Source organism: Paenibacillus xylanivorans, from assembly GCF_001280595.1.
Taxonomy (GTDB): domain Bacteria; phylum Bacillota; class Bacilli; order Paenibacillales; family Paenibacillaceae; genus Paenibacillus; species Paenibacillus xylanivorans.
The window spans coordinates 153719-175547 of the sequence record NZ_LITU01000070.1 but is presented as its reverse complement, the minus strand read 5'-3'; the positions used below and the strand labels follow the sequence as shown (position 1 = coordinate 175547).

The following is a 21829-nucleotide window of genomic DNA, read 5'->3' as shown; positions in this document are numbered from 1 at the left end:
TTAAACATCGGTTTTATGTCTGATAAATTCCTGCATGATTTCCATGTATTCGTCCTTGCGATCACTTAAAATATCAAAGAACACCTTGTCTGCGGCTTCAACAAGATGAATGCCTTCAAGCGCCAAGCGGGTTCCTTCCGGCGTTGTTGTAATAATATTCGCACGGGTATCAGTAAGATGACGCTTGCGAGTGATCAACTCTCTCTTTTCAAGAGCACGGAGAACTTGAGAAGTAACGTTAACATCCACATTGGCGAATTGCGCAAGCTGAACTTGGGTTACTCCGTTGCCCTCTGTGTCGCGTTCATTGAGCCACACACAGGCATGCAATAAAATAAATTGGGGTTGTGTTAATTCCAGAGGCTCCAGCACCCTGCGTATTTCCTTTTGCCACATCGTAGTCACCTGCCATAGCAAGTACCCCGGACTTTCCTGAGCATTTTTATACCGTGAGCTTTCCATCTCATACCTCCATCATTACACCTTGAGCTTCATCCTATCTTATAACGCTTGTTGGAACGTATGTGTTTCAACGTTGTACATTTTCAGCAGCAAACACTAGCGTGAAGGAATAAATTGCTTCACCCATTGGCCAAATCCATGCGGATTACGGCTCTGAATCAGAACTGTCCCTTCACCCCGGAATCGGCATACCAATCCTTCTCCACTCGTCACGCTGGATAACCAGCCCTGGGATGCTTTCTCAATGCGATAATCCACATAACTGGGCCATGCGACCAAGTGAGCATTATCCACAATCACTTCTTCACCCGCAGCCAAATTAATGGAATGGATTGCACCATAGGAAGACAGGAACACGGTTCCTCGACCACTGATCTCTATAATAAAGAAACCCTCTCCAGAGAAGAGACCTTTCTTCAGGTTTTGCATTTTGGTATTCACCTGGATACCTTCCGTTCCGCCCAGAAATCCATCCTTCTGTACGTAAAGCGAATAGGAACCATCCAGTTCAACCGCCTTCACATCCCCCATGCTGGATGGAGAGAGCAGAATTTCCGCAGATCCCCCTGCAGCCGTCAATTCCTGAAAAAAGAATTTCTCGCCGCTGAGCATCCGTCCGATTCCGCCAAACATACCGCCTTCAGCAGATCCCTTCAAATCAACGGTTGGTGTCATGGATACCATGGCCCCGCTTTCTGCCTTGAATCGTTCTCCCCGTTGCAATTGCACCTTAAGCATCGCAAATGCACCATCATATAGAATTTCATAGTTCATGGCTTCATCAGCTCCTTGTTGTCCGTGTTAAAATCATTTAGCCCATTATCCTCTAACACGGAGGATTTGTCTCCGTATTCCTTAATAATATGCTGATCTCCCCAGTTACATAGGGCGTTCAGAATCGGTTCCAAACTTCGGCCATAATCACTCAGTTCATACTCCACTTTAGGAGGAACCTGATTGTATACAATACGGTTCACGATCCCGTCATCCTCAAGCTCCCTCAGCTGCTGCGTTAACATTTTCTGCGTAATTGCGGGCATAATACGCTTGAGATCACTGGTTCGTTTCTTCCCATGTGTCAGATGGCAGAGGATGACGCATTTCCACTTGCCTCCGATGACTTCAAGCGTCGCTTCAACGGAAATATTATATTTCTTTCTAATCATGTTGAATGTCCTCCCTGGAATTCTTTTTTCATAAAAGCAATTGCTATATAGGTACTAAAAAGTACGTAGGGTACTAAAAAGTACGTACTATTCATTTTATGTCGAATAACTCATAATAGCATTTGCCGGTACGTAAATCTACATTCTGGGGAGTTGAACAAGACATGTTACATGATTCAAAACGCAGTACCTTGGCACTGCTGGCGCTGGCAATCAGTGCATTTGCCATCGGCACCACTGAATTTATCAGCGTTGGATTGCTGCCCCTTATTGCAGATGACCTGGGCATTTCCGTAACGACAGCGGGACTGACCGTTACTTTATATGCATTAGGTGTTACCTTCGGGGCACCGATTCTGACCTCACTGACGTCAACGGTGTCACGCAAGACACTGCTGCTTGCCATTATGGTTGTTTTTATCGCTGGTAACACCATGGCGGCGCTATCGAGCGGAATTACCATGCTGCTCATTGCGCGAATTGTCTCCGCTCTGGCACACGGCGTATTCATGTCCATTGGTTCCACCATTGCGGCAGACCTGGTTCCTGCAAACCGCCGGGCGAGCGCCATTGCCATCATGTTCTCTGGCTTGACCATAGCGACGGTAACCGGTGTACCCCTGGGTACACTCATCGGTCAAAACTGGGGCTGGCGCGCAGCTTTCATTCTTATCGTCGTCGTCGGTGTTGTTGCCTTCATCGGCAACATGATTCTTGTACCGTCCACGTTGCAACGCGGAAAGCGGACTGCATTCCGCGAACAGATGAAGCTGGTGACAGGCGGACGGTTGCTGCTGGCTTTAGCCATTACCGCCGTGGGATATGGTGGAACGTTTGTCGTATTCACCTACCTGTCCCCACTTTTGCATGACATCAGCGGTTATTCCGATAAAACGGTCGCGGGAATTCTGCTGCTGTACGGAATAGCCATTGCGATCGGCAATATTATTGGAGGAAAAGCGGCCAACCGCAATCCACTCCGAGCACTCTTCTATATGTTTATCATTCAGACCGTCATTCTGGGCATACTGTATTTCACTGTTCCATTCAAGCTTGCAGCATTAATCACGATTCTAGGGATGGGTCTGCTTGCTTTCATGAATGTACCCGGGCTTCAGATGTATGTCGTGACGCTCGCAGAGCGTTATGCACCGCAGGCCAAAGACGTCGCCTCCGCCTTCAACATCGCAGCCTTTAACGCAGGGATCGCAATTGGTGCATATTTGGGCGGTGTAATCACGGACTCCATCGGTCTGATTCATACCACATGGGTTGGTGCAATTATGGTTCTGGTTGCCGTTCTTCTCACGGGTTGGGCAAGAGCGCTTGATCGTAAAGATCCCTATTCCCCATCCGAGATGGAGACAGGTACAGTCAGAACATCAGGCTGAACCATGCATCATTCCAGTGTTGAGACTACAACTCGGAACCGGTTTCGCCTTTTATTTTAACATAGTATAATACGTTGATTCGAATTTAATCTACTATGACTTAATGAAGGACAATAGGATTTATCGTTTTACATCATTACTACCATTTTGATCCATAATATAAGGAGGACTTCACATGACAGCACAACATTTACAATCCACAGTAGTTTTAAATAACGGTGTTCATATGCCTTGGTTCGGACTTGGCGTATTTAAGGTAGAAGAAGGATCTGAATTAATCGAGGCCGTTAAACAAGCAATTGCTCACGGTTACCGCAGCATTGATACAGCCGCTATCTACGGCAACGAATCAGGTGTAGGGCAAGCGATTGCCGAGGCACTGAAAGAAAATAATCTGAAACGTGAAGATCTGTTCGTCACATCCAAGGTGTGGAACGAAGACCTCGGATACGAAGAGACACTTGCTGCTTATGAGACGTCACTGAACAAACTGGGACTGGAATACCTGGACCTGTATCTGATTCACTGGCCAAAAGCAGGCAAATACAAAGGCGCATGGAAAGCAATGGAGGAGCTGTACAAAGCAGGCCGCGTCAAAGCCATTGGCGTCAGCAACTTCCAGATCCATCACCTTGAAGATCTGATGCAGGATGCAGAAGTGAAACCAGTGATTAATCAGGTGGAGTACCACCCTCGTCTGACTCAAGTCGATCTTAAAGCTTTTTGTGAAAACAATGGAATTCAGTTCGAAGCATGGTCCCCGCTGATGCAGGGTCAACTTCTGGACAATCCGGTCCTGACCGAGATTGCCACTGCGAAAGGTAAATCTGTAGCACAAGTCATCCTGCGCTGGGACTTGCAGAACGGTGTCATCACCATTCCGAAGTCTACCAAGGAAAAACGTATTGTCGAGAACTCTTCCATCTTCGACTTTGAACTGTTCAATGATGAGATGGATCGCATTAGCGCCCTGAACGAAGATGTTCGCGTTGGACCTGACCCGGACAACTTTGATTTCTAAAATGAACCAGGGTCCTGATATGTTCCTCGTATTCTAATTTAAATTTATTTATGGGACATCATCCCGTTTTTGTTCATGATCTGTTAACATTAAAGGGGCTAGTGAACCCGGCAAAAGTTTCTGGCCCAGAGCCGATTGTTTATTCAATCGGCTTTTTTATTTGTGCTTCTTCTCTATTAAACTGATTAATTAAATCATCCAATACCATAGATTGTTTGATTACAGCGGGATGTTGAACTCTCTTATGCTTTTCTACCTGAGCGTGAAGGCGAATCCTAGCACGTTCAATACGCAACTGCATGAGAATGCTTCTTTTCATAGAACCCCATCCTCCTTTGTGATATTTTAGGTTTTGCTGTCAGATAAAAGCATTATCTTTGAACGGCACAAAAAAGATGAATTTAATTAAGTTATAAATAGAAAAAGAAAAAGAAGCTCAGCATGTTATAGTTTTAAATGTGCGCGGAACGTTAAGGAGGCCGATCGTTCTTCAGGCCTTCAGCTTCTTTCCGCTTCCTGATTAGCCGCTTTTTCTTGGTGCTGTTGATCGCATCAAGACGATCTAGACAAATTGCAAGATGCAAACCACGGGGAGAGTTTCATTCATATGAGCGAAAAACCACCGGATCAAGATCGGTGGTTTTTCTTGTCTACTGCGCGCTTCAATTAAAAATGTTGTAATCAAAATTTTAACTATTGAAGCTGCCACAATGCAGGTACATTGGATGGTTCCCAGCCTGCCAACGAGGTGTGGGGCTGCAAACATTTATACGTCTTGCCGTTATATGTGACCAGTTGTCCCGCAGTATAAGCTGTGTTTGCCTGCCAAGCGGATACGCCAGGATTCGTCGTTTCAGCCGCAGTCTTCACACTTACCGCGTTGCTCGCTGCAGACACATTGCCTGCTGCATCCTTTGCTTTTACTGTAAATGTATACGAGGTATCCGCTGCAAGCCCGCTGATCGTTGCCGTCGTTCCGGTTACCGTTGTTGCCAGCACTGTTCCGTTGTACACGTCATAACCCGTTACACCCACATTGTCAGTGGACGCCGTCCAGCTCAGCGTTATGCTGGATGTCGTTTGTGCGGTAGACGCGAGGTTTGTCGGTGCAGTTGGCGCTTGCGTATCTCCACCCGGCTGAGCCGTTGTGCTTACGGTTACAGCATTGCTGGCTGCAGACAGATTACCTGCCGCATCCTTTGCTTTTACCGTGAAGGTATATGAAGTACCCGCCGTAAGTCCGCTGATCGTTGCTGTCGTTCCGGAGACGGATGTCGCAAGATTAGCGCCATTATAGACGTTATAACCGGTAACACCTACATTATCTGTTGAAGCATTCCATGCCAGCGTCACCGAGTTTGCCGTCACGCCTGTCGAACGGGCATTCCCTGGTACGCTTGGTGCTGTCGTATCTACTGGAGGCACTGTACCTCCGGTAGGCAGATCCGCTTTCAGTTTGTTTTGGAGTGTTTTGTTACGGTCACCGCTGAGCTCCCAGAACATCGCTCCGCCGAGTCCTTTGCTCTTGATATAAGCAGTTTTATATCCAACGGACTCCGCATCGTCATAACTGATAAAGCGCTTGTTGGACGCATTATAGAGATATGGCACTTTGGCCGTGTCATTCCAGTAACGTGTGTATCCGTTTTTGTTGATGTAATTGGCTTCCAGATCGTAGAAATCAAAGGAACCTGCTTCCCATGTTCCAACGGAAGAACCACCCGAGCACGTCTGATACTGCCCATTGCCTGCCTGTGCGCATCCATCCCAGCCACGGCCATAGAATGGAACACCAAGCACGAGTTTAGCGGCCGGTACGCCAGCATCCAAATGCCCCTGTGCTCCGGCAGCCACATTAAATGTATTGGCATCTGGCACGCCAGCAGCTGAAGCCGCAGGATCATAGTTCAATGGCGCATTATGCGCGCTGATTTTTTGCCAAGCCCCGTTAAAATCGTATGTCATAATGTTAATCCAGTCGACGATGGCAGCAATTTTTGCAAGCTCCGTATTGGCAGCATAAGTCGCAGATGCACCGCTTGCAATCGTAAGCAGATATTTCTTGCCGTCCACAGCCCCGGCTGCATCCAGTTTTTCACGGATCTTGCTCAGGAGCAGCGTGTAGTTCTGTTTATCTTCAGGACGTTTGCTGTTAGCATCGAGCCCGCCTGATACCGGGTACTCCCAGTCCAGATCTACCCCGTCAAAATTGTACTTCCGCAGGAAATCGACGGCAGAGTTCGCAAAGACCTCTCGAGTTGCCGCAGTCGCAGCAACATCAGAGAAACGGTTGGACCACGTCCAGCCTCCGACGGAGATAATGGTTTTCAGGTTAGGATTGACTTGTTTCAGTTTGTTGAGCTGATTGATATTGCCTGCAATGGGCTGATCCCACGTATCCCCTGCAAATGTCTTGCCCGTATCGATCCATGGATCGCCGAGCACGATCGTTCCGTTTGGAACATTAATCGTTTGGCTTTTTTCATTCTGACAGGTCCAGGTTACTGGATTGGGGCCCGAAGGGTCCGAATTCCCGTGAATGCCGTTCCAGCAAATATCAGCAAAAGCATAGTTGATATGCGTCACTTTGGTTGGGTCAATATCGGTTACATTATAGTTTCTGCCGTACGCAGCCCAGGACGGGTAGTAACCAACAATTTTATACGAATCTGCTGCTTCGGCCGTAGCAGGTTGGAGCGCAAAAGAAGGAACAATGACGGATAAGAGCAGGGACAGACCAAGGAAAAACTTTGCAGTCTTCTTAAAAGCAGTGTGTTTATTTAAATTTATCATTTAATACACAACCTCCTCTGTCGTTTGCGTGCTAAGCCCATTCAGGAACGGGCGATGTGCGTTCGAGAACTGGTTATTCGTATAAGCGTCCCAGTTGATTGACCAGGTCATAATGCCCTTAATACCCGCATACCCCGCAGGCTGGCGCAAGGTATAGGAACCGCCGTATGATACACCTTTGATCAGATAATTCAATGCCTTCTGCAGCTCAGCTGGCGCCGTGTAACCGCCTCCAGCTGCCTGCTGGGAAGCGGGTACGCCAATTGCAATCTGGTCTGGGCGCAAAGGGCTAAAGAATGGACCCGAGCTTCCGCCTACGTTAAAGCCTTGAAGCAGCATTTCAGCCATGGCGACATGGAAATCTGCTGTCCCTTGAGCGTATGAGCGGCCGTCCAGTCCCACCATCGAACCGGTGTTATAGTGCTGCACATGCAGCAGGGTCAGGTCATTGCGCAAGGCATGAATCACTGGAAGATACGCCCCCCAAGGACCACCATAGTTCAGATATCCACCCTGAACGTAGGCCGTTTCCGGTGCAGCGGTTAGGACAAAATTGGCACCAAAGTGTGATTTAAGCGCTTTCACTCCGTTAATCAAGTTAACGATCTTCGGCGTCGTTGGACTACGGAAGTCGGTATCTCCCGCATTTAAAGACAGGGAGCTTCCTTCAAGATCGATATCGAGGCCATTAAATCCATAAGTCGAGATAATAGATTTTAGAGAATCCTCGAACTGTTGTCTCTTGGTCGCATCGGTGAGCTCAATCGTGCCATTGGCTCCTCCCATGGAAATCAGTACCTTTTTTCCTTGGCTTTGAAGGTATGCAATATCAGACTTGAATTCTTCTACCGTAGCGTTATACGGAGTAAAAGCGAGCGTTCCGCTGCCGGGTGAAATCGGTTCGGCAAAGGAGACATTAATAACGTCATAGGCTGTTGACACGTTGCGAAGTTTAATATTGGTAGAGCCATTGTCGAAGTTGTGCCAGTAGCCGATCAGCCATTTGCTACCGGTTGGCCCAGGATTCGAAGGCCCGGTGGAAGTTGTAACGCTGAGAGAGGTACTTGCAGCGGACAGATTGCCTGCCGCATCTTTTGCTTTGACTGTAAAAACATACGTGGTACCGGCTGTCAGTCCCGTTACTACAGCCGTAGTCGTTGAAGTGTTCGCTGCGAGAGTACCGTTCCGGTACACTTCATATCCAGTTACGCCCACATTGTCCGTGGATGCGTTCCAGGTAAGATTGACAGATGTCTCTGTGACGAAGGATGAGATTAGACCTGCAGGAACGGAAGGTGGTGTTGTATCCGGAGTTGGATTCCCTCCCGTGCCTTCCCCAACGTATTTCCATAACGCGGGTACATTTGATGGCTCCCATCCGGTCAAAGCCGTATGGGGCTGAATACATTCATAATCTTTATTTAAATATGTTACTAGATCTCCTTTTTTGTATGCGGTGCCTGCCTGCCACTGGGCAGCGGCATCTGCTCTTGGTGCAAACCACGTAATAATCAGAAGAAATGCCAAAGCGAATGTAATGACCGGGCGGAATCGAACAGCTTGATTCAAGCAAAATCCCTCCTGTATTAAGGTTATTTTCACCTTGCAAACAAAGATTCACTGGTGCACTTACATGTGATCCGCGATCTATAGAGCTTATAAAACCGTCTGACGCTGAGTGCCACTTCACTCCCTTCATTATCAAAATGGACCTTCCCTCTCGTTTTCTTTTTTTGCAGACATCATCCAAATTTACAGGGAATTTACAGATCCTCACCCTGTATTTAATCAGTAAAATGCAATTGAGATAAGGGATAAATTATTTCTATTGGGGGCGAAAAATGTAATATACTGCACAAAAAAGGCCGTCTATCAAGTCATTAAGAGACTTGATAGACGGCCTTTTTTATTTTTATTTTATAAAGTAACGGATGTATTACCAAGTTTGTTTTAACTTCGAGGAAGCTAGTTCAAATGACAGCATGCCTTCGAAAGGTTGCCACCCATCCTCACCGGATAAAATAATAGGCACAGCGTATTCGGCCGCTTCCTGTTCATTAATTGTTCTCGCCCATGGAACTCTCCCCATCACACTTCCGGCCCCAGGCCCGGCACTATTATATTCAACGTACGCAACCGTCGCTTCCGCATCCCTCTTGTTCCAATTATGCCATCCCTCCTGCTTCACATGAGCCCCCATCCAACAGTTCAGGAAGCAGACTTTGGCATGATTACGCCACGGTCTGCCCAGATATACAGACTGGGCGGGGGCATTGCTAGTTAGGTCACAATCGATAAACACATAGCCATAACGTACATCCTCCGGTGTAGAAGCTGCCGTGATCCATCCATTCACTTCGCCCTCCGCCGCCGCTGAATCGGATAAACGATTCTTTGCAAAGATCTCACCCCCCTGGACCACCGCCGTAGCCGAGCCAAAAATAAAATCCACATCGCCCTCAATGTAACAGTCCTCATAATATTGGCGCAGATTCCGCCGCTCCGCCCCGTCACGCGGGCCCCCGAAGAAACTCCGGTCAATCGGCTGCTCGGGCAGCGGTCCGGTAAAGATCGTGTCCTGGTGACCCATAAATCGGCAATGCCGGAAGGTTGCCCGATCTCCATCTACATAGACAGCCAACGCCTGACCGACCTCACGACCAGGCCCACCTGAGTTTACGAAGGAAAGCCCTTCAGCGATGAAATCATCTGCCCCGATAAAGGCTGTGTACGAATGAAAGGTATGATACAACTCCCCGTTCGGGAACTTTTTGAGCGCATAATCATCATACGTTATGATGGTCTGATCAGCTCCCGCACCGAAGAGGTGGACCATCGGCTTCTCGATGTGCAGTTTTTCAACATAGGTGCCTGGCTTTATACGAATCGTATATTTTTCAGTGCAGTCGGCCGGAATCGCTTCAATGGCAGCCTGAATGGTGGGAAAATCGCCACTTCCGTCCGCAGCAACCAGGTAACCATTCCTGTACAGATCCAGAACCGATCCATCTGGCATAGGCTTGTTCATGGCAATCGCTCCATTTCCAGTGCAGCCAGCAAGAGTGGTGTCACGCCCATGAAGGAGTCACTTACAATCTGCTCGCTGACATCATAACTGTACAAACCATCCCGATCCGGACTGAGCCCTGCCCCGTGACAGATTGCGTTCAGCTTCACGCCTTCTTCCGTTTCTTCCACCAACCGGGATATTAATCCTTGCCATCCCTTCTCTGCGGCCTGTCTGAAATGCGGCTCACAAAAATCATTGTATGCCTTCAACATGATCCGCATGGTTTTGCGGGTCAGGGAGACGTGATTGCTCACCACAAAGGTGAGAAAAAAGGGCAATGAACGTATTTCTTCCGTTCTGCCCGCCTCTTAACCTGCCTCCGCCAGCGTTCTGACTCAGCGCAAGATTGTTTTATTTTCGAAACATGTACCTGTAGCTTCAACCTCTTCGGATTCTACATCTGGTTCCGGTACTCCATCGGTGTTACACCCTTCACTCGCTGGAACGCTCTGTAGAACTGACTTACATTGGAGAACCCCAGCCCAAAACTGATGGCGGTCACTGAATCTGTTGTATGACGCAGTCGTCGGGTTGCTTCCTCCACGCGCAAATTCAGCACGTACTGATACGGCGTTGAACCTGTCAGTACTTTGAAGGAACGCATAAAATGATACCTGCTCTGGTGCGCAACCGCCGCCATGGATTCAATGTCCATTGGACTTGTATAGTCACTGTGTATATACTCCAGCACGCGCCGTAGATGGGGGTCGATGAATGCACCGCTATTGCCGTTTGTTCGCTGAAGCAGATTCTGAAGCTGCCCATAAACCAGGCCAGACCCCACACTCTCCACCACACCTATTCCTGTGGATGCCATCGTCAGGTTACTCCCATTCTGTTGACCGGTCAGCATCCGTCCAAGATATGTCTCTACTGCAAGCTCCGTTTCCTGTATCTGCAATGGTTCAGGCGCATCGTCCAGCAAAATGGCGTTCCAGCCTCGAAACAGTCTGCTGATCTCAGCCGGATCGAAGGTTTGTGTAGTCTGGAATTCGGTCTGCGCTCCTTGTTGATCTGTATCCTCCAAGCCGCCTCCTGGCGGATTACGGAACTTAATAACGATAACCGCCGAATCCGAACCAATCTCGAAAAAGTGCTCCATCCGGGGATGGGCAATAATGCCCAATCCTGCTTGCAGAGGATAGGCTTGTTGTTCCTGCACCAGATGACACTCGCCTCTTACAGGCATCGTTACCTGATACCAGTCATCATGCACATGGGGTTCATTGGCGAATCCGCCAGAAGCCTTCCACAATTCCAATCCATTTAGCATCATGTTTAATTCCATCGTTTCCTCACCTGCTGACATTATAGCAAATCGTGCTCACTTTCCAAGCACTTTTCACAAAGACAATAGCTGTCTATATCTTTTATCATGGTAAAAAAATAATTCGAGGTGATCTCCCGTGGCTCAAGCCACTGTAAGCAAAATGCAACTCAATCACTCCGCCAATTGGGCGCTTGCCGGAGTCAGCTTCGCCCATCTGCTGAATGATGCGATGCAGACCGTTGTTCCGTCTGCTTTCCCGCTGTTCCAGCAAACCATGCAGCTCAGTTTCGCCCAGATGGGCTGGATCGCCTTCACATTGAATATTACCGCATCGGTCCTTCAGCCGCTGGTCGGTTATATGTCTGATCGCAAGCCAATGCCGATCTTGCTCCCTGGCGGCATGTTATTCTCTCTGATCGGTGTTCTCGGTTTCGCCTTGTCGTCAGAGCTATGGATGCTGCTTGTCTCCGCATCATTGATTGGCATAGGCTCATCCATTCTTCATCCCGAATCCTCTCGCGTCGCCCATCTGGCGGCCGGTCGCGGACGCGGAATGGCACAGTCCATCTTCCAGGTCGGTGGCAATACCGGTCAGGCTCTCGCCCCATTGCTGGTTGCCTTTATCCTGCTCCCGCATGGGCAGCTTAGTTTTCTGTGGCTGATGGCCTTTGCCCTGATCGGGATCTTTATCCAGTCTTCCGTTAGCCGCTGGTACAGAGACAAATTGGCAGACAATCGCAGCCGTCAACAACAGCCTATACAGACAAACGGCATTGTGCAGCCCGCTGTCCAGCCTGTAAGTCGGGGATTTATCGCTTTTACAATGGGTATCCTCATCCTGCTGCTGTTTTCCAAATTCGTGTATATTGCTGGTATGACCGGATACTATGCCTTTTATTACGCCGATGCGTATAACTTGCCTCTTTCGCAGGCTCAGATCTGCTTGTTTGTTCTGCAATTTGCAGGCATGGTTGGAACCTTGCTCGGCGGCCCACTGGCTGACCGTTATGGACGTAAACCGATGATCTGGTTCTCCATTGCGGGTACTGCACCATTTTCACTGTTGCTGCCTTATGCGGGACCTGCTCTATCTATGGTGCTGTGCGGCATCATCGGGTTGATTCTGATGTCCGGCTTCAGTGTCATCATTGTCTACGCACAAGAATTGCTCCCGCGTCATATTGGGACGGTATCGGGATTGTTCTTCGGTCTGTCATTTGGTATGGCAGGACTTGGATCGGTTGTGCTCGGTTCTCTGATTGATGTGACCAGCATTTCATTCGTCATCAAGCTATGTTCCTTTTTGCCGCTGCTCGGGGTGTGTGCTGTATTCCTGCGCCGGGATCGGCCACGAAACGCCTAAAATGCATTGAAACGTCAGTCGTTTTGTGACTACAATAAGGTCAGGATAAATGAGACAGAGGCTAAACAGAAGGAAGGAATAACCTATGATCATTGATGTACAGCATGTCACCTGGAAAAGGGGACCGATCACTCTGCTGAACGATGTCAGCTGGCGTGTAAACGAAGGCGAACATTGGGCATTGCTTGGCCTGAATGGTTCCGGTAAAACCACACTCCTGAACATGATTACCGGATATCTCTGGCCGACAGAAGGTACGATAACCGTGCTTGGACACCGTTACGGAGATGTGGATCTGCGCGAGCTGCGGAAGTCGATCGGCTGGGTCAGCTCCTCCCTTCAGGAGAAATTATATGGTACCGATCGCACACAGTATGTTGTCATCAGCGGCAAACACGCCACCATCGGACTTTACGATAAACTGTCAGACGAGGATCTGGATCAGGCACGGGAATTGATGCGTACGCTCGGCTGTCAGCATTTGTGGGATCGCGAATATCGCACCTGTTCCCAGGGGGAGAAGCAGAAGCTGCTCATCGCCAGAGCCCTGATGGCTAACCCCCGTGTTCTCATTCTAGACGAACCCTGCAATGGACTCGATCTGTTCTCCAGAGAACGGTTGCTGGAAAGTATCAGTGAGCTGACGCAGAAGCCGGATACCCCTTCGCTCATCTACGTAACTCATCATACGGAGGAAATATTGCCTGTGTTCAGTCACAGCCTGCTACTTCGTCGGGGCGAGATCGTGAATAGCGGATTAACCAGCGAGTTGATGAATAAAGACGTACTGAGTAAATTTTTTGAATCACCTGTGGATGTGGATCGGCATGGAGAACGTGTCTATGTAAGAGCATCGGATAAATAATAATCTGTATCTATTCACAGTCAGAACAGTCGAAACAGCCCAAAAACCTGTCCACATGTGGACAGGTTTTTGGGCTGTTTGGCTATATTATGAATTATCCACAGTTTTATGTGTATTATTTCCGGGCAGAGAGGAATAAAAACAACGGAATGCGCTGTCTGCGCAGGTACGTATCCTCGTTCACAAAATATGGACGCTGAGGCGCCGATTCCCGCAGATGCTGTACTTGAAATCCTGCCTCCTGTAATGCCATATAGTAGGATTCAATGGAGCGATGCATTTTTTTCACCGTGCCTCCAAGCCATTGCTGCTCCCGAAATCCCTCCACAAAATACTGATCGACGACCCAATTGGTTCGGACCCCCAAAGGTTGCAACGTCGATGTGATCACAGGATGTTCTACCGAAAATACGAATGTGCCATTCTCTTTTAACGTGTTGTATACCTTACAGAATAGGCTGTCCACATCCTCAATATAATGAATCGCCAGTCTGGAAATGACCAGATCATATGTATCCGCGGGATAGCTCCAGTCTTCCATAAACGCTTGCTCGATCTGTGCATTCTGACCCTTTATCGATTCATGTGCAACCTGAACCATATTCACTGAACCTTCAACTCCGGTATAACAGCCACCACGGTGGCCGGGGCCCAGCAGTTCTGCTCCGAACCTCGCATCCCCACAGCCGAGATCCAATATGCTCTTGCCCCCAACGTCTCCGATCAACTCCAGCATCACAGGCTTCTCTAAAGTATCGTTGGCATTTTCCTGCCACTGCCGGCGTTCCATATACTTCTCAAAATTAGCTTCATCTTCGTAAAAATCAGATCCACGTTCGCTCATTGCGTACCCCTCCGTTACTGTGATGAAGTTCAGCTCTCCTATTCAGCCTGAAAGATTATACAGAATATCGACATATGTTTCTATAGCAAAAAGGCTGTCGCTGGAATAATCCAGCAAACAGCCCTTATAAATTGAATATGTTCGTTATCCTTGCTGAGCTAATCAAGCGATTCAGATAAACAATGCTTTACGGTATGCAGATATATTGAATTCCCTACCGTTCAGATTGATCCATATAAGGCCGACGGCCGCCCTTTTTGACGAATTTCCAATCCACCTCGATATTATGACGCATTCGGCGCAAGAGGTTCACGGCTATCTCAATCTCCTCTTCCGTCAAGCCTTGAAGCGTAACCTGGTCTGAGTGAACTCCTTCTCTGCGGATGAATTCCCAGGCTTCAAGACCAGCCTCTGTCGGATATAACAGCTTATTCTTCTTATTATCCAATGCGGATTGTTTGACAATAAATCCGTCCGATTCCAGTTTGCTGATAGCTCTGGCTGCCGTGGTACGATCGACTTTGATTAGTTCAGCCAGCTGGTTGGGAATAATGCCGGGATTCTCGCAAATGCGATAAAGATACAAATACTGTCCACGAGACAAATTTAGATGTTGGAACTCCACATTGCTGATTGAATCCAGACAGCGGGCAATCATGCCGATTTCACGCAACACTTCTTTTTTTTCATTCAATGTATTCACTCTCCAGCTATAATTGTTGCATTCGCAACATAATTGATGATATAACTGAATTGAATCAGTTTAAATTTTAACCATGATAACACATGGAATAGGTACATGTTCATGTTATGTACTAGTTTACCATGTCAGGATAGAATTACTATTAACTAAAGGGGAATTTTTCATGATTACAACTATTGTTGATGCTAATCGTCAAGATTTGCTCGACGCCTGCTTCGCCATACGTACCTCCATCTTTGTTGAAGAGCAAGGGGTGCCCGCGGAGGAAGAATTCGACGCCTATGATGCACTGGATTCAGAAGCCCGTCATATCCTTCTCTACGTGGACGGTGTGCCTGCTGCCTCTTCCAGACTGCGTGTAGTCGAGAATGTTGCCAAATTGGAGCGAATCTGTGTGATGCTCGATTTCCGTAAACATGGCCTCGGCCGTATACTAATCGATAAACTGGAACAGATGGCTCTGGATCAGGGACTTGAGAAGGCCAAGCTGCACGCGCAGGTACAAGCCTCCGGGTTCTATGAACGTCTGGGATATACGGCAGCTTCGGATGTATTTCTTGAAGATGGCATCCCTCATCTGCTGATGATTAAGAAACTGAAATAAATACCAAAAAGAGCATCCCCACAGGTCAAGAACGAGACCTTAGGATGCTCTTTTGTATTCTAATGAACCCAACACGCGCTATTATTGGAGATTCCACCATTTTGGGAATGTAACGAATCGTACACACCCTATTTTCTGTTTTGCAACCTAATTTGTAAATTTTTATGCGGCTTTTACTGGAATAACGTGATTGAAGTTCGTTAGCCTTTCTAATGCATGCATTTTGCTGCAATAAGGTGCGGTGAATTCGTTAGGAATGCTCCATTGGGGAGCGTTTACTGAGCATATATCATGACGAAGAAGTCAGGCGTCAACCTGACTTCTTCTCTTGCCTCTTTAGCCCAAAGCCAGACGACCTGGCTGAGATTCAGCGGCATTATTTTTCATCTGTTTACTACGCAATTGTCCGCAGGCCGCATCGATATCGGTACCATGTTCCATGCGTACAGTGGCGTTAATGTTATTCTTTTTCAATGTATCATAGAAGCCCAGAATGGACTCTTCGGTACTCCGCTGATACTGGCTATGCTCATCCACCGGATTGTACGGAATCAGATTGACGCTGACCATGCTCTTCCGGCTGGACAACAGTTCGGCCAGTTCTGCCGCATGCTCACGCTGATCGTTGACGTCCCGCAACAGGATGTACTCAAACATAATGCGTTTGTTCGTTGTCGTCAGGTAATAATCTACCGCGTCCATCAATTGCTCAATCGGGAAGGCCCGGTTGATCTTCATGATATGTGTACGCAGTTCGTTATTTGGTGCATGCAGGGAGATCGCCAAATTGACCTGCAGATTGCTGTCCGCAAATTCCTTGATCTTGTCAGGCAGTCCGCTCGTGGATACAGTGATCCGTTTGGCCGCAAGCGCCAGTCCTTTACGATGCTTGATCACTTCAATAAAGTCAGTCATGTTCTGGAAATTGTCAAACGGCTCGCCAATTCCCATCACGACCACGTTCGTTACCCGCTCGCCTTCGCCAGCTGTATCAAGATACTGTTGTACATGCATAATCTGTTCTACAATCTCACCACCGGACAGATCGCGGCTCTTCTTGATCAGCCCGCTCGCGCAGAAGCTGCAACCAATGTTACATCCCACTTGAGTGGTTACACATACAGTGAGACCGTATTTTTGGCGCATTAAAACTGTTTCAATCAGATTGCCGTCCTGCATACGCAGCAAAAATTTGACCGTGCCGTCAGCGGATTCCTGCTTCACATGTTCACTCAGTGAGTTCATCGTGAAATGCTCGGAAATAACATCCAGACATTCCTGACGCACATCCGTCATCTCGGTAAAATCGTTCACACGCTCCTGATATAACCATTCCCAGATGCGGGAAGCACGGGATTTCTTCTGTCCATGCTCCGGCAGCCAGGCACGTAATTGCTCTAATGTTAATCCATATATGGATGATTTAATCATGTTATTGTCCTCTTTTCGCAAAAAGCATATGGCTCATCGGTCTATCGAAAAAACCTCTACTCTGTATTGTCCCAAAATTGACGAGGGAACACAAGGGCTTTTGCATTTCTTCCAAGAGGTTTTATCAATGGCAAATCTGCACAGCAACTTACTTCTTCACTTTAATTCCCATACGTTTAGAAGTGAATGATACCGGAGGTGTGCAGCAGAACCAGAAGCACCAAAATTGGCGCTACATAGCGCAGCATGAACAACCATACCCGGAACCAGCCTGCACGCAGGCCGGATGCTTCGGCAGCCTTTTTCCAGAAGTATCCGGCAAAAATAGTAACCAGCAATCCACCAATCGGAAGCAAAATATTGGAAGCTACAAAGTCCATCCAGTCGAACACACTCTTCGAGCCAATCGTCCATTCAGGGAACAATCCAAGCGACAATACCGAAGGAAGCCCAACGATGAAGACGGCGAGTGAGATGGTCCATACGGCGCGGCTCCGGCTCCAGGACAATCTCTCCATGAAATATTTCACCGGAACCTCCAGCAAAGATACCGCCGACGTCAAGGCTGCAATCGCCAGAAGCACGAAGAACAACCCGCCAAACACGAAGCCCAGCGGCATGGCCGAGAAGGCTGCCGGCAGAGCTATAAAGATTAGCGACGGACCCTGATCCGGTGCAATCCCGAAGGAGAACGTCGTTGGGAATATGATCAGACCGGCAATGAACGCATAGATCAGGTCACCTGCACCGACAGCAATGGTTGCTGCACCGAGCGATTGATTTTTATCAACATATGAACCGTATGTCACGAGAATACCCATACCAAGCGATAGGGAGAAGAAAGCATGTCCAAGCGCAACCAGCGCAGATTCGGTCGTAAGCTGCGAGAAGTCAGGATTCAGGAAGAAGGAAACCCCAGCACCAGCTCCCGGCAAAGTCACTGCACGAACCATCAGAATGATGAGAAGGACCAGCATCGCCGGAATCAGTACCTTGTTAAACTTCTCGATCCCGTTCGATACCCCTTTGGCTACGATCCAGCCTTTAACCAGAACCGAAATCAGCTGCCACACAATTGGCATATAACCGCCTACAAAGTCACCGAATTGCCCAGCATAATCAGGATTGTTATACAGCGTACCGCTGAATGACGTCACTGCATATTGCAGCGTCCAGCCTGCAATAATGACATAAAAGGAAAGAATGATAAACGGCGTCAACACTTGCAGCAAACCAGCCGCAAGCCACCCTTTTTGCCCACCTGCCTTGATAAAGGCTGTTGCTGCGCTTCCTCTGCCGCTACGACCAATCGCAAGCTCAGCCAGCAATACGGGTAGACCAATCAATAGGAGACAGACGATAAAGAGCAGGAAAAACGCAGCTCCCCCGTTCTCTCCCGTAATATAAGGAAACTTCCACATGTTGCCCAGACCGACCGAGCTGCCGATGGCAGCCAGAATAAATCCGGCTTGTGAGAAGCGTTCACCTTTGTTTGGACCGTCTTGATTCAAATTGGAATCATTGGACTTACTAAAATTCATTATATCTACTCCATCTGTTCTAAGATTTTCCGTTATTATATAACAGTCATCCACTCAGGTCATTCGAAAATCGAAATTAATCGAAATGTTATTTATTTACAGGAATGTCTACATTAAATATGCTGCCCTTTCCTTTTTCGCTTAACAAAGCGCAGTAGCCATTTGTAGTCCATTGAACCTCTTACTATGCAGTATGTGATAAAAAAGGAGAATGCCCACTGCCCTGTAATTCAGATATTCCTCAGATTGCTGCAAACGGAACCCTCGGCACCATGTTGACCAACGCATACGGAAGCGCCGTTAATATGTACCTGCAGCTTTCGCTGAACGCCATGAATATCTGGTATCACATACTTGATGATCCGGGAACAAGCGATGCAACGGTGTTATTTGGCATAGTGACGTACAAAATGTTCGGTCTTCTACTGCTAGCCATTGCGGTGAATGGAGTAGCGGCCTATCTACTGCTAATTAAGGAAATTCGTATTTCATCTCTGCTCATTGCAGGGGCGGCGGTCAATCTCGCCTTCTTTATGTTGCCAACGGAAATTCATGAGCGCTACAGCATACCTGCTTTGTTATTCTTTCTTCTGGTTCCGTTCTTTAAACGTAAATGGATGTTCGCAGCAAACGGATCAGGATCAGGATTGAGCAACAGCTGGATGTACGGCATGGGTATCACCATAGCGATGATCCATATCGTGATCCTGCTCTGGGTCGTATATGCCATGACACTTGAGGTTCTGAATGGACGGAAGGAACGGAGCTGAATATCGTCCTATAAGGGCAAAAAAAAGAGGTGCTGCAACAGCCATTTCCATGGTTGTCGAAACACCTCTATTCCGATTAAATTTTAATTTCAAGCAATTCATATTTGATAATGCCTATAGGCGCATTTACATGAATGACACTACCTACTTCTTTGCCCATCAGTTCCTTGCCAAGCGGGCTTTCGTACGATATTTTGTTATCGGCAACATCCGCCTCGGCCGGACCAACCAGCATGTATTCAATCTTCTCGGCAAATTCAATATCATTAAGCAGAATGGTTGAGCCAATGCTTACTTTATTCGAGTCGATATTGTCCGAATTAATGACTCTTGCTTTGGTCAGCATTTTCTCCAGAATCAAAATGCGGGTTTCCATAAAAGCCTGATCATCTTTGGCTGAATGATACTCACTATTTTCCTTCAGGTCACCGTAACTGATCGCGAGTTTCAGACGCGCCGCCAGTTCCTTACGCTTCACCGTCTTTAATTCCCTCAGTTCGTCCTCCAGCTTTTCCAAGCCTTCCTGTGTCAAAATCACTTCATCATTAGCCATTTTTCCATCTCCTAATCCTGCTTTCTATCTATATTCTAACCTATATCCACTCCAAACGGTTAACATACCAAGAAAAAGAAATAACGCTCCCAATCATGGAAAGATGTGTATTTATCCAACCATTACTGCATTCATTCTTAACTGTACCGGTACAATTGAAGCAAACCTATATATTCATTTCAGCTGTTCACTTTTACAATGAATCCAGGGCAATAGCATGTATAACACGCCCGACTACATGACTCGAGGTGATCTGGATGAATGTTACATTAACTCAACCTGAACTACACGCCTACCTGAAACGGATAGGCATTAATGATATCAAGGAACCCACACTGGAATTCCTGTCCGAAATCCAGCAGGCACACGTGCAGCATCTATCCTGGCAAACGGTTGATATTTTTGCGGGTCGGCCTGCCAGCATTGATCTTCAAGAATCGATTCAGCTTATATTGCAAGGCAGAAGCGGGTACTGTTTTCATCTGAATGGTGCGTTTAGCATTCTACTTCACTCTCTGGGATATACGGTGCATTGGCATCGTGCCGGAGTTCAGCCATACGGAGAGCAGCCACGTGTGAACTCGTTCCATCTCGGTCTGTCCGTCCTTTTGCCCGATGCAGACCCGAATGTGGAACGTTGGATTGTGGATGTCGGTCTGGGCGGCATGCCCTTCGAACCGTTGCCTCTTCGTTACGGAACCTATGGATCAGCACCGTTCACATATACATTAATGCCTTCATCCGTTGCTTCTGGCGGATGGAGACTTGAATATGAGCCCAACGGGCCAAGTGAGGGTGTCGACTATGCACCCGAAGTGCTTACGAGTCTGGAAGAGTTCATTCCCAAGCATGAATTCTACAGCCAGTCAGCCGATTCACCTTGGCATAAGGCATTTTTGCTCCGTCAGAGGGATGCTCTCCAAAGCACAGAGCTACGTGGTTGTATGCTTCGGACGCATGATCGCGAAGGTATCCGCAAAACGGAGATTCAAACCTACACCGACTGGAGAGACGTATTAGCCGAGCAGTTCCACGAACCGTTGGTGAACTACACGGAACTGGAACGTAAAGAAATGTGGGGTCGGGTACAGGCTGCACATGAGGAATGGAAAAGAACACAGCAGGCATGAAGTGGCACGGGGAGACCCGAAGAACCGATGAATATAAAGGAAAGTCTGCAACTGATGCCGAATACATCGTCAGGTGATAAATGATGATAACTATTCATGTTCTACAAGTTCCGGCAGAATTGCCAGAGGCATACTGGAAACATTTTCTGTCACACGTATCTGAGGAAAGACGAGGACAAGCTTCACGCTTTGTGCATCTGGCGGACGCATATCGCTCTGTTCTGGGTGAAGTGTTGACCCGTGTGAAGCTGAGTAAGTCGACTGGCCTAAACCCGGAAGAGCTTTCGTTTACCCGTAACAAATACGGCAAACCTTCGCTCACTCCCTATCCCAATGTTCAATTTAATGTCTCGCACTCCGGCGATTGGATTGCTTTAATCTCTGGCGGGGACGTTGATCTGGGTGTGGATGTGGAAAAAATAGCGCCAATTGATATGAAGATTGCGGAGCGCTTCTTCTCACTGACGGAGAGCAAATTTCTGGCTGCGGAGCCCGCTGAGATGCAACTGGAGACCTTCTACCGTCTATGGACGCTGAAGGAAAGCTACATCAAGACCGTCGGCATGGGTCTATCCATGCCGCTTGATTCATTCTCCATGATCCGCAATGCTGACGGGGACTGGCACTCGTCAGAAGCGGCCTCTTATCCATTCCTCAGCCTGCGACTGGATCACGGGCATATGTTGGCAGCTTGTTCAGCAGGCGAAGATTTGCCTGCCCAGCCCGATTTCATCACAATTGAAGAGTTGTATCAGGCATTATTATGAAGGAGGGGGCTAAAATCCCTCTCCCCAATAAAAATCATGCTTAAAAATCCCTGGCGAGCTCACCAGGGATTTTTTTGAAGCTTAA

At 47.8% G+C, this 21829-nt stretch carries 22 protein-coding genes; 8 read left to right on the top strand and 14 right to left on the bottom strand.

Features of this window, described 5'->3' with window-relative positions; genetic code table 11:
* From AMS66_RS20655 to AMS66_RS20645, 3 genes are all read right to left on the bottom strand, one after another.
* Window positions 1-462, bottom strand: coding sequence for a MarR family winged helix-turn-helix transcriptional regulator (locus tag AMS66_RS20655; protein WP_053782583.1), 462 nt, complete (start codon window positions 460-462; stop codon window positions 1-3).
* 96 nt (window positions 463-558) lie between these two features.
* Window positions 559-1236 (bottom strand): TIGR00266 family protein, encoded by a 678-nt coding sequence (locus tag AMS66_RS20650; protein WP_053782582.1) that lies wholly within the window; start codon window positions 1234-1236, stop codon window positions 559-561.
* Window positions 1233-1628, bottom strand: coding sequence for a winged helix-turn-helix transcriptional regulator (locus AMS66_RS20645; protein ID WP_053782581.1), 396 nt, complete (start codon window positions 1626-1628; stop codon window positions 1233-1235). Before AMS66_RS20645 ends, AMS66_RS20650 begins: the two co-directional genes overlap by 4 nt.
* Window positions 1629-1792: 164 nt before the next feature.
* Between AMS66_RS20645 and AMS66_RS20640 the strand changes: the two genes are divergently transcribed.
* Both AMS66_RS20640 and AMS66_RS20635 read left to right on the top strand, forming a co-directional pair.
* Entirely contained in the window at window positions 1793-3019 is a 1227-nt protein-coding gene (locus tag AMS66_RS20640; RefSeq protein WP_053782580.1) for an MFS transporter, read from the top strand.
* A 175-nt stretch (window positions 3020-3194) separates the two neighbouring features.
* Complete coding sequence (locus AMS66_RS20635) at window positions 3195-4040, top strand: aldo/keto reductase (RefSeq protein WP_053782579.1); 846 nt, start codon at window positions 3195-3197, stop codon at window positions 4038-4040.
* A 139-nt stretch (window positions 4041-4179) separates the two neighbouring features.
* On the opposite strand, the gene AMS66_RS20630 is transcribed toward AMS66_RS20635, so the two are convergent.
* From AMS66_RS20630 to AMS66_RS20605, 6 genes are all read right to left on the bottom strand, one after another.
* Complete coding sequence (locus AMS66_RS20630) at window positions 4180-4359, bottom strand: aspartyl-phosphate phosphatase Spo0E family protein (RefSeq protein ID WP_053782578.1); 180 nt, start codon at window positions 4357-4359, stop codon at window positions 4180-4182.
* Window positions 4360-4733: 374 nt separating this feature from the next.
* Window positions 4734-6833, bottom strand: a complete 2100-nt coding sequence (locus tag AMS66_RS20625; RefSeq protein WP_053782577.1) for a glycosyl hydrolase family 18 protein — start codon at window positions 6831-6833, stop codon at window positions 4734-4736.
* Window positions 6834-8402 (bottom strand): chitinase, encoded by a 1569-nt coding sequence (locus AMS66_RS20620; RefSeq protein ID WP_053782576.1) that lies wholly within the window; start codon window positions 8400-8402, stop codon window positions 6834-6836.
* Between the two features lie 367 nt (window positions 8403-8769).
* Entirely contained in the window at window positions 8770-9861 is a 1092-nt protein-coding gene (locus tag AMS66_RS20615; protein WP_082350814.1) for a pectinesterase family protein, read from the bottom strand.
* Complete coding sequence (locus AMS66_RS20610) at window positions 9858-10157, bottom strand: glycoside hydrolase family 88 protein (RefSeq protein ID WP_236703549.1); 300 nt, start codon at window positions 10155-10157, stop codon at window positions 9858-9860. Before AMS66_RS20610 ends, AMS66_RS20615 begins: the two co-directional genes overlap by 4 nt.
* Before the next feature lie 140 nt (window positions 10158-10297).
* A complete protein-coding gene (locus tag AMS66_RS20605; protein WP_053782574.1) occupies window positions 10298-11191 on the bottom strand; it encodes a helix-turn-helix domain-containing protein in 894 nt (297 codons plus the stop codon).
* A gap of 118 nt (window positions 11192-11309) precedes the next feature.
* Here AMS66_RS20605 and AMS66_RS20600 point away from each other — a divergent pair, with 118 nt between their 5' ends.
* Together AMS66_RS20600 and AMS66_RS20595 are read left to right on the top strand one after the other, a co-directional pair.
* On the top strand, window positions 11310-12536 hold the full coding sequence (locus AMS66_RS20600) for an MFS transporter (RefSeq protein WP_053782573.1): 1227 nt from the start codon (window positions 11310-11312) through the stop codon (window positions 12534-12536).
* An 85-nt stretch (window positions 12537-12621) separates the two neighbouring features.
* Window positions 12622-13401, top strand: a complete 780-nt coding sequence (locus AMS66_RS20595) for an ABC transporter ATP-binding protein (protein ID WP_053782572.1) — start codon at window positions 12622-12624, stop codon at window positions 13399-13401.
* 115 nt (window positions 13402-13516) lie between these two features.
* On the opposite strand, the gene AMS66_RS20590 is transcribed toward AMS66_RS20595, so the two are convergent.
* Both AMS66_RS20590 and AMS66_RS20585 read right to left on the bottom strand, forming a co-directional pair.
* Entirely contained in the window at window positions 13517-14245 is a 729-nt protein-coding gene (locus tag AMS66_RS20590) for a class I SAM-dependent DNA methyltransferase (protein WP_053782571.1), read from the bottom strand.
* Between the two features lie 214 nt (window positions 14246-14459).
* Window positions 14460-14903, bottom strand: a complete 444-nt coding sequence (locus AMS66_RS20585; RefSeq protein ID WP_053782886.1) for a MarR family winged helix-turn-helix transcriptional regulator — start codon at window positions 14901-14903, stop codon at window positions 14460-14462.
* A gap of 208 nt (window positions 14904-15111) precedes the next feature.
* Between AMS66_RS20585 and AMS66_RS20580 the strand changes: the two genes are divergently transcribed.
* Window positions 15112-15552 carry a GNAT family N-acetyltransferase gene (locus AMS66_RS20580; protein ID WP_053782570.1) on the top strand — a complete coding sequence of 147 codons (441 nt, stop codon included), beginning with the start codon at window positions 15112-15114 and terminating at the stop codon, window positions 15550-15552.
* Window positions 15553-15888: 336 nt separating this feature from the next.
* Here the strand turns inward: AMS66_RS20580 and rlmN are convergent, their stop codons facing one another.
* Both rlmN and AMS66_RS20570 read right to left on the bottom strand, forming a co-directional pair.
* Entirely contained in the window at window positions 15889-16983 is a 1095-nt protein-coding gene (rlmN, locus tag AMS66_RS20575; RefSeq protein WP_053782569.1) for a 23S rRNA (adenine(2503)-C(2))-methyltransferase RlmN, read from the bottom strand.
* Window positions 16984-17159: 176 nt separating this feature from the next.
* A complete protein-coding gene (locus AMS66_RS20570; protein WP_053782568.1) occupies window positions 17160-18524 on the bottom strand; it encodes a sodium-dependent transporter in 1365 nt (454 codons plus the stop codon).
* 272 nt (window positions 18525-18796) lie between these two features.
* On the opposite strand from AMS66_RS20570, the gene AMS66_RS20565 reads away from it, so the two are divergent.
* Window positions 18797-19294, top strand: a complete 498-nt coding sequence (locus tag AMS66_RS20565; protein WP_144424555.1) for a hypothetical protein — start codon at window positions 18797-18799, stop codon at window positions 19292-19294.
* Window positions 19295-19370: 76 nt separating this feature from the next.
* Here the strand turns inward: AMS66_RS20565 and greA are convergent, their stop codons facing one another.
* Window positions 19371-19847 carry a transcription elongation factor GreA gene (greA, locus tag AMS66_RS20560; RefSeq protein WP_053782566.1) on the bottom strand — a complete coding sequence of 159 codons (477 nt, stop codon included), beginning with the start codon at window positions 19845-19847 and terminating at the stop codon, window positions 19371-19373.
* A 257-nt stretch (window positions 19848-20104) separates the two neighbouring features.
* On the opposite strand from greA, the gene AMS66_RS20555 reads away from it, so the two are divergent.
* The gene (locus AMS66_RS20555; RefSeq protein WP_053782565.1) at window positions 20105-20977 is read left to right on the top strand and encodes an arylamine N-acetyltransferase family protein; all 873 of its coding nucleotides are present in this window, start codon (window positions 20105-20107) and stop codon (window positions 20975-20977) included.
* An 80-nt stretch (window positions 20978-21057) separates the two neighbouring features.
* Complete coding sequence (locus tag AMS66_RS20550) at window positions 21058-21744, top strand: 4'-phosphopantetheinyl transferase family protein (protein WP_082350812.1); 687 nt, start codon at window positions 21058-21060, stop codon at window positions 21742-21744.
* The last annotated feature ends 85 nt before the right edge of the window (window positions 21745-21829 follow it).

Excerpts from the sequence above, each read along its gene's own strand:
- AMS66_RS20655 (WP_053782583.1), bottom strand. The coding sequence starts at position 462 with ATGGAAAGCTCACGGTATAAAAATGCTCAGGAAAGTCCGGGGTACTTG.
- AMS66_RS20650 (WP_053782582.1), bottom strand. The coding sequence starts at position 1,236 with ATGAACTATGAAATTCTATATGATGGTGCATTTGCGATGCTTAAGGTG.
- AMS66_RS20645 (WP_053782581.1), bottom strand. The coding sequence starts at position 1,628 with ATGATTAGAAAGAAATATAATATTTCCGTTGAAGCGACGCTTGAAGTC.
- AMS66_RS20640 (WP_053782580.1), top strand. The coding sequence starts at position 1,793 with ATGTTACATGATTCAAAACGCAGTACCTTGGCACTGCTGGCGCTGGCA.
- AMS66_RS20635 (WP_053782579.1), top strand. The coding sequence starts at position 3,195 with ATGACAGCACAACATTTACAATCCACAGTAGTTTTAAATAACGGTGTT.
- AMS66_RS20630 (WP_053782578.1), bottom strand. The coding sequence starts at position 4,359 with ATGAAAAGAAGCATTCTCATGCAGTTGCGTATTGAACGTGCTAGGATT.
- AMS66_RS20625 (WP_053782577.1), bottom strand. The coding sequence starts at position 6,833 with ATGATAAATTTAAATAAACACACTGCTTTTAAGAAGACTGCAAAGTTT.
- AMS66_RS20615 (WP_082350814.1), bottom strand. The coding sequence starts at position 9,861 with ATGAACAAGCCTATGCCAGATGGATCGGTTCTGGATCTGTACAGGAAT.
- AMS66_RS20605 (WP_053782574.1), bottom strand. The coding sequence starts at position 11,191 with ATGGAATTAAACATGATGCTAAATGGATTGGAATTGTGGAAGGCTTCT.
- AMS66_RS20595 (WP_053782572.1), top strand. The coding sequence starts at position 12,622 with ATGATCATTGATGTACAGCATGTCACCTGGAAAAGGGGACCGATCACT.
- AMS66_RS20590 (WP_053782571.1), bottom strand. The coding sequence starts at position 14,245 with ATGAGCGAACGTGGATCTGATTTTTACGAAGATGAAGCTAATTTTGAG.
- AMS66_RS20585 (WP_053782886.1), bottom strand. The coding sequence starts at position 14,903 with ATGATTGCCCGCTGTCTGGATTCAATCAGCAATGTGGAGTTCCAACAT.
- AMS66_RS20580 (WP_053782570.1), top strand. The coding sequence starts at position 15,112 with ATGATTACAACTATTGTTGATGCTAATCGTCAAGATTTGCTCGACGCC.
- rlmN (WP_053782569.1), bottom strand. The coding sequence starts at position 16,983 with ATGATTAAATCATCCATATATGGATTAACATTAGAGCAATTACGTGCC.
- AMS66_RS20570 (WP_053782568.1), bottom strand. The coding sequence starts at position 18,524 with ATGAATTTTAGTAAGTCCAATGATTCCAATTTGAATCAAGACGGTCCA.
- AMS66_RS20565 (WP_144424555.1), top strand. The coding sequence starts at position 18,797 with ATGTTGACCAACGCATACGGAAGCGCCGTTAATATGTACCTGCAGCTT.
- greA (WP_053782566.1), bottom strand. The coding sequence starts at position 19,847 with ATGGCTAATGATGAAGTGATTTTGACACAGGAAGGCTTGGAAAAGCTG.
- AMS66_RS20555 (WP_053782565.1), top strand. The coding sequence starts at position 20,105 with ATGAATGTTACATTAACTCAACCTGAACTACACGCCTACCTGAAACGG.
- AMS66_RS20550 (WP_082350812.1), top strand. The coding sequence starts at position 21,058 with ATGATGATAACTATTCATGTTCTACAAGTTCCGGCAGAATTGCCAGAG.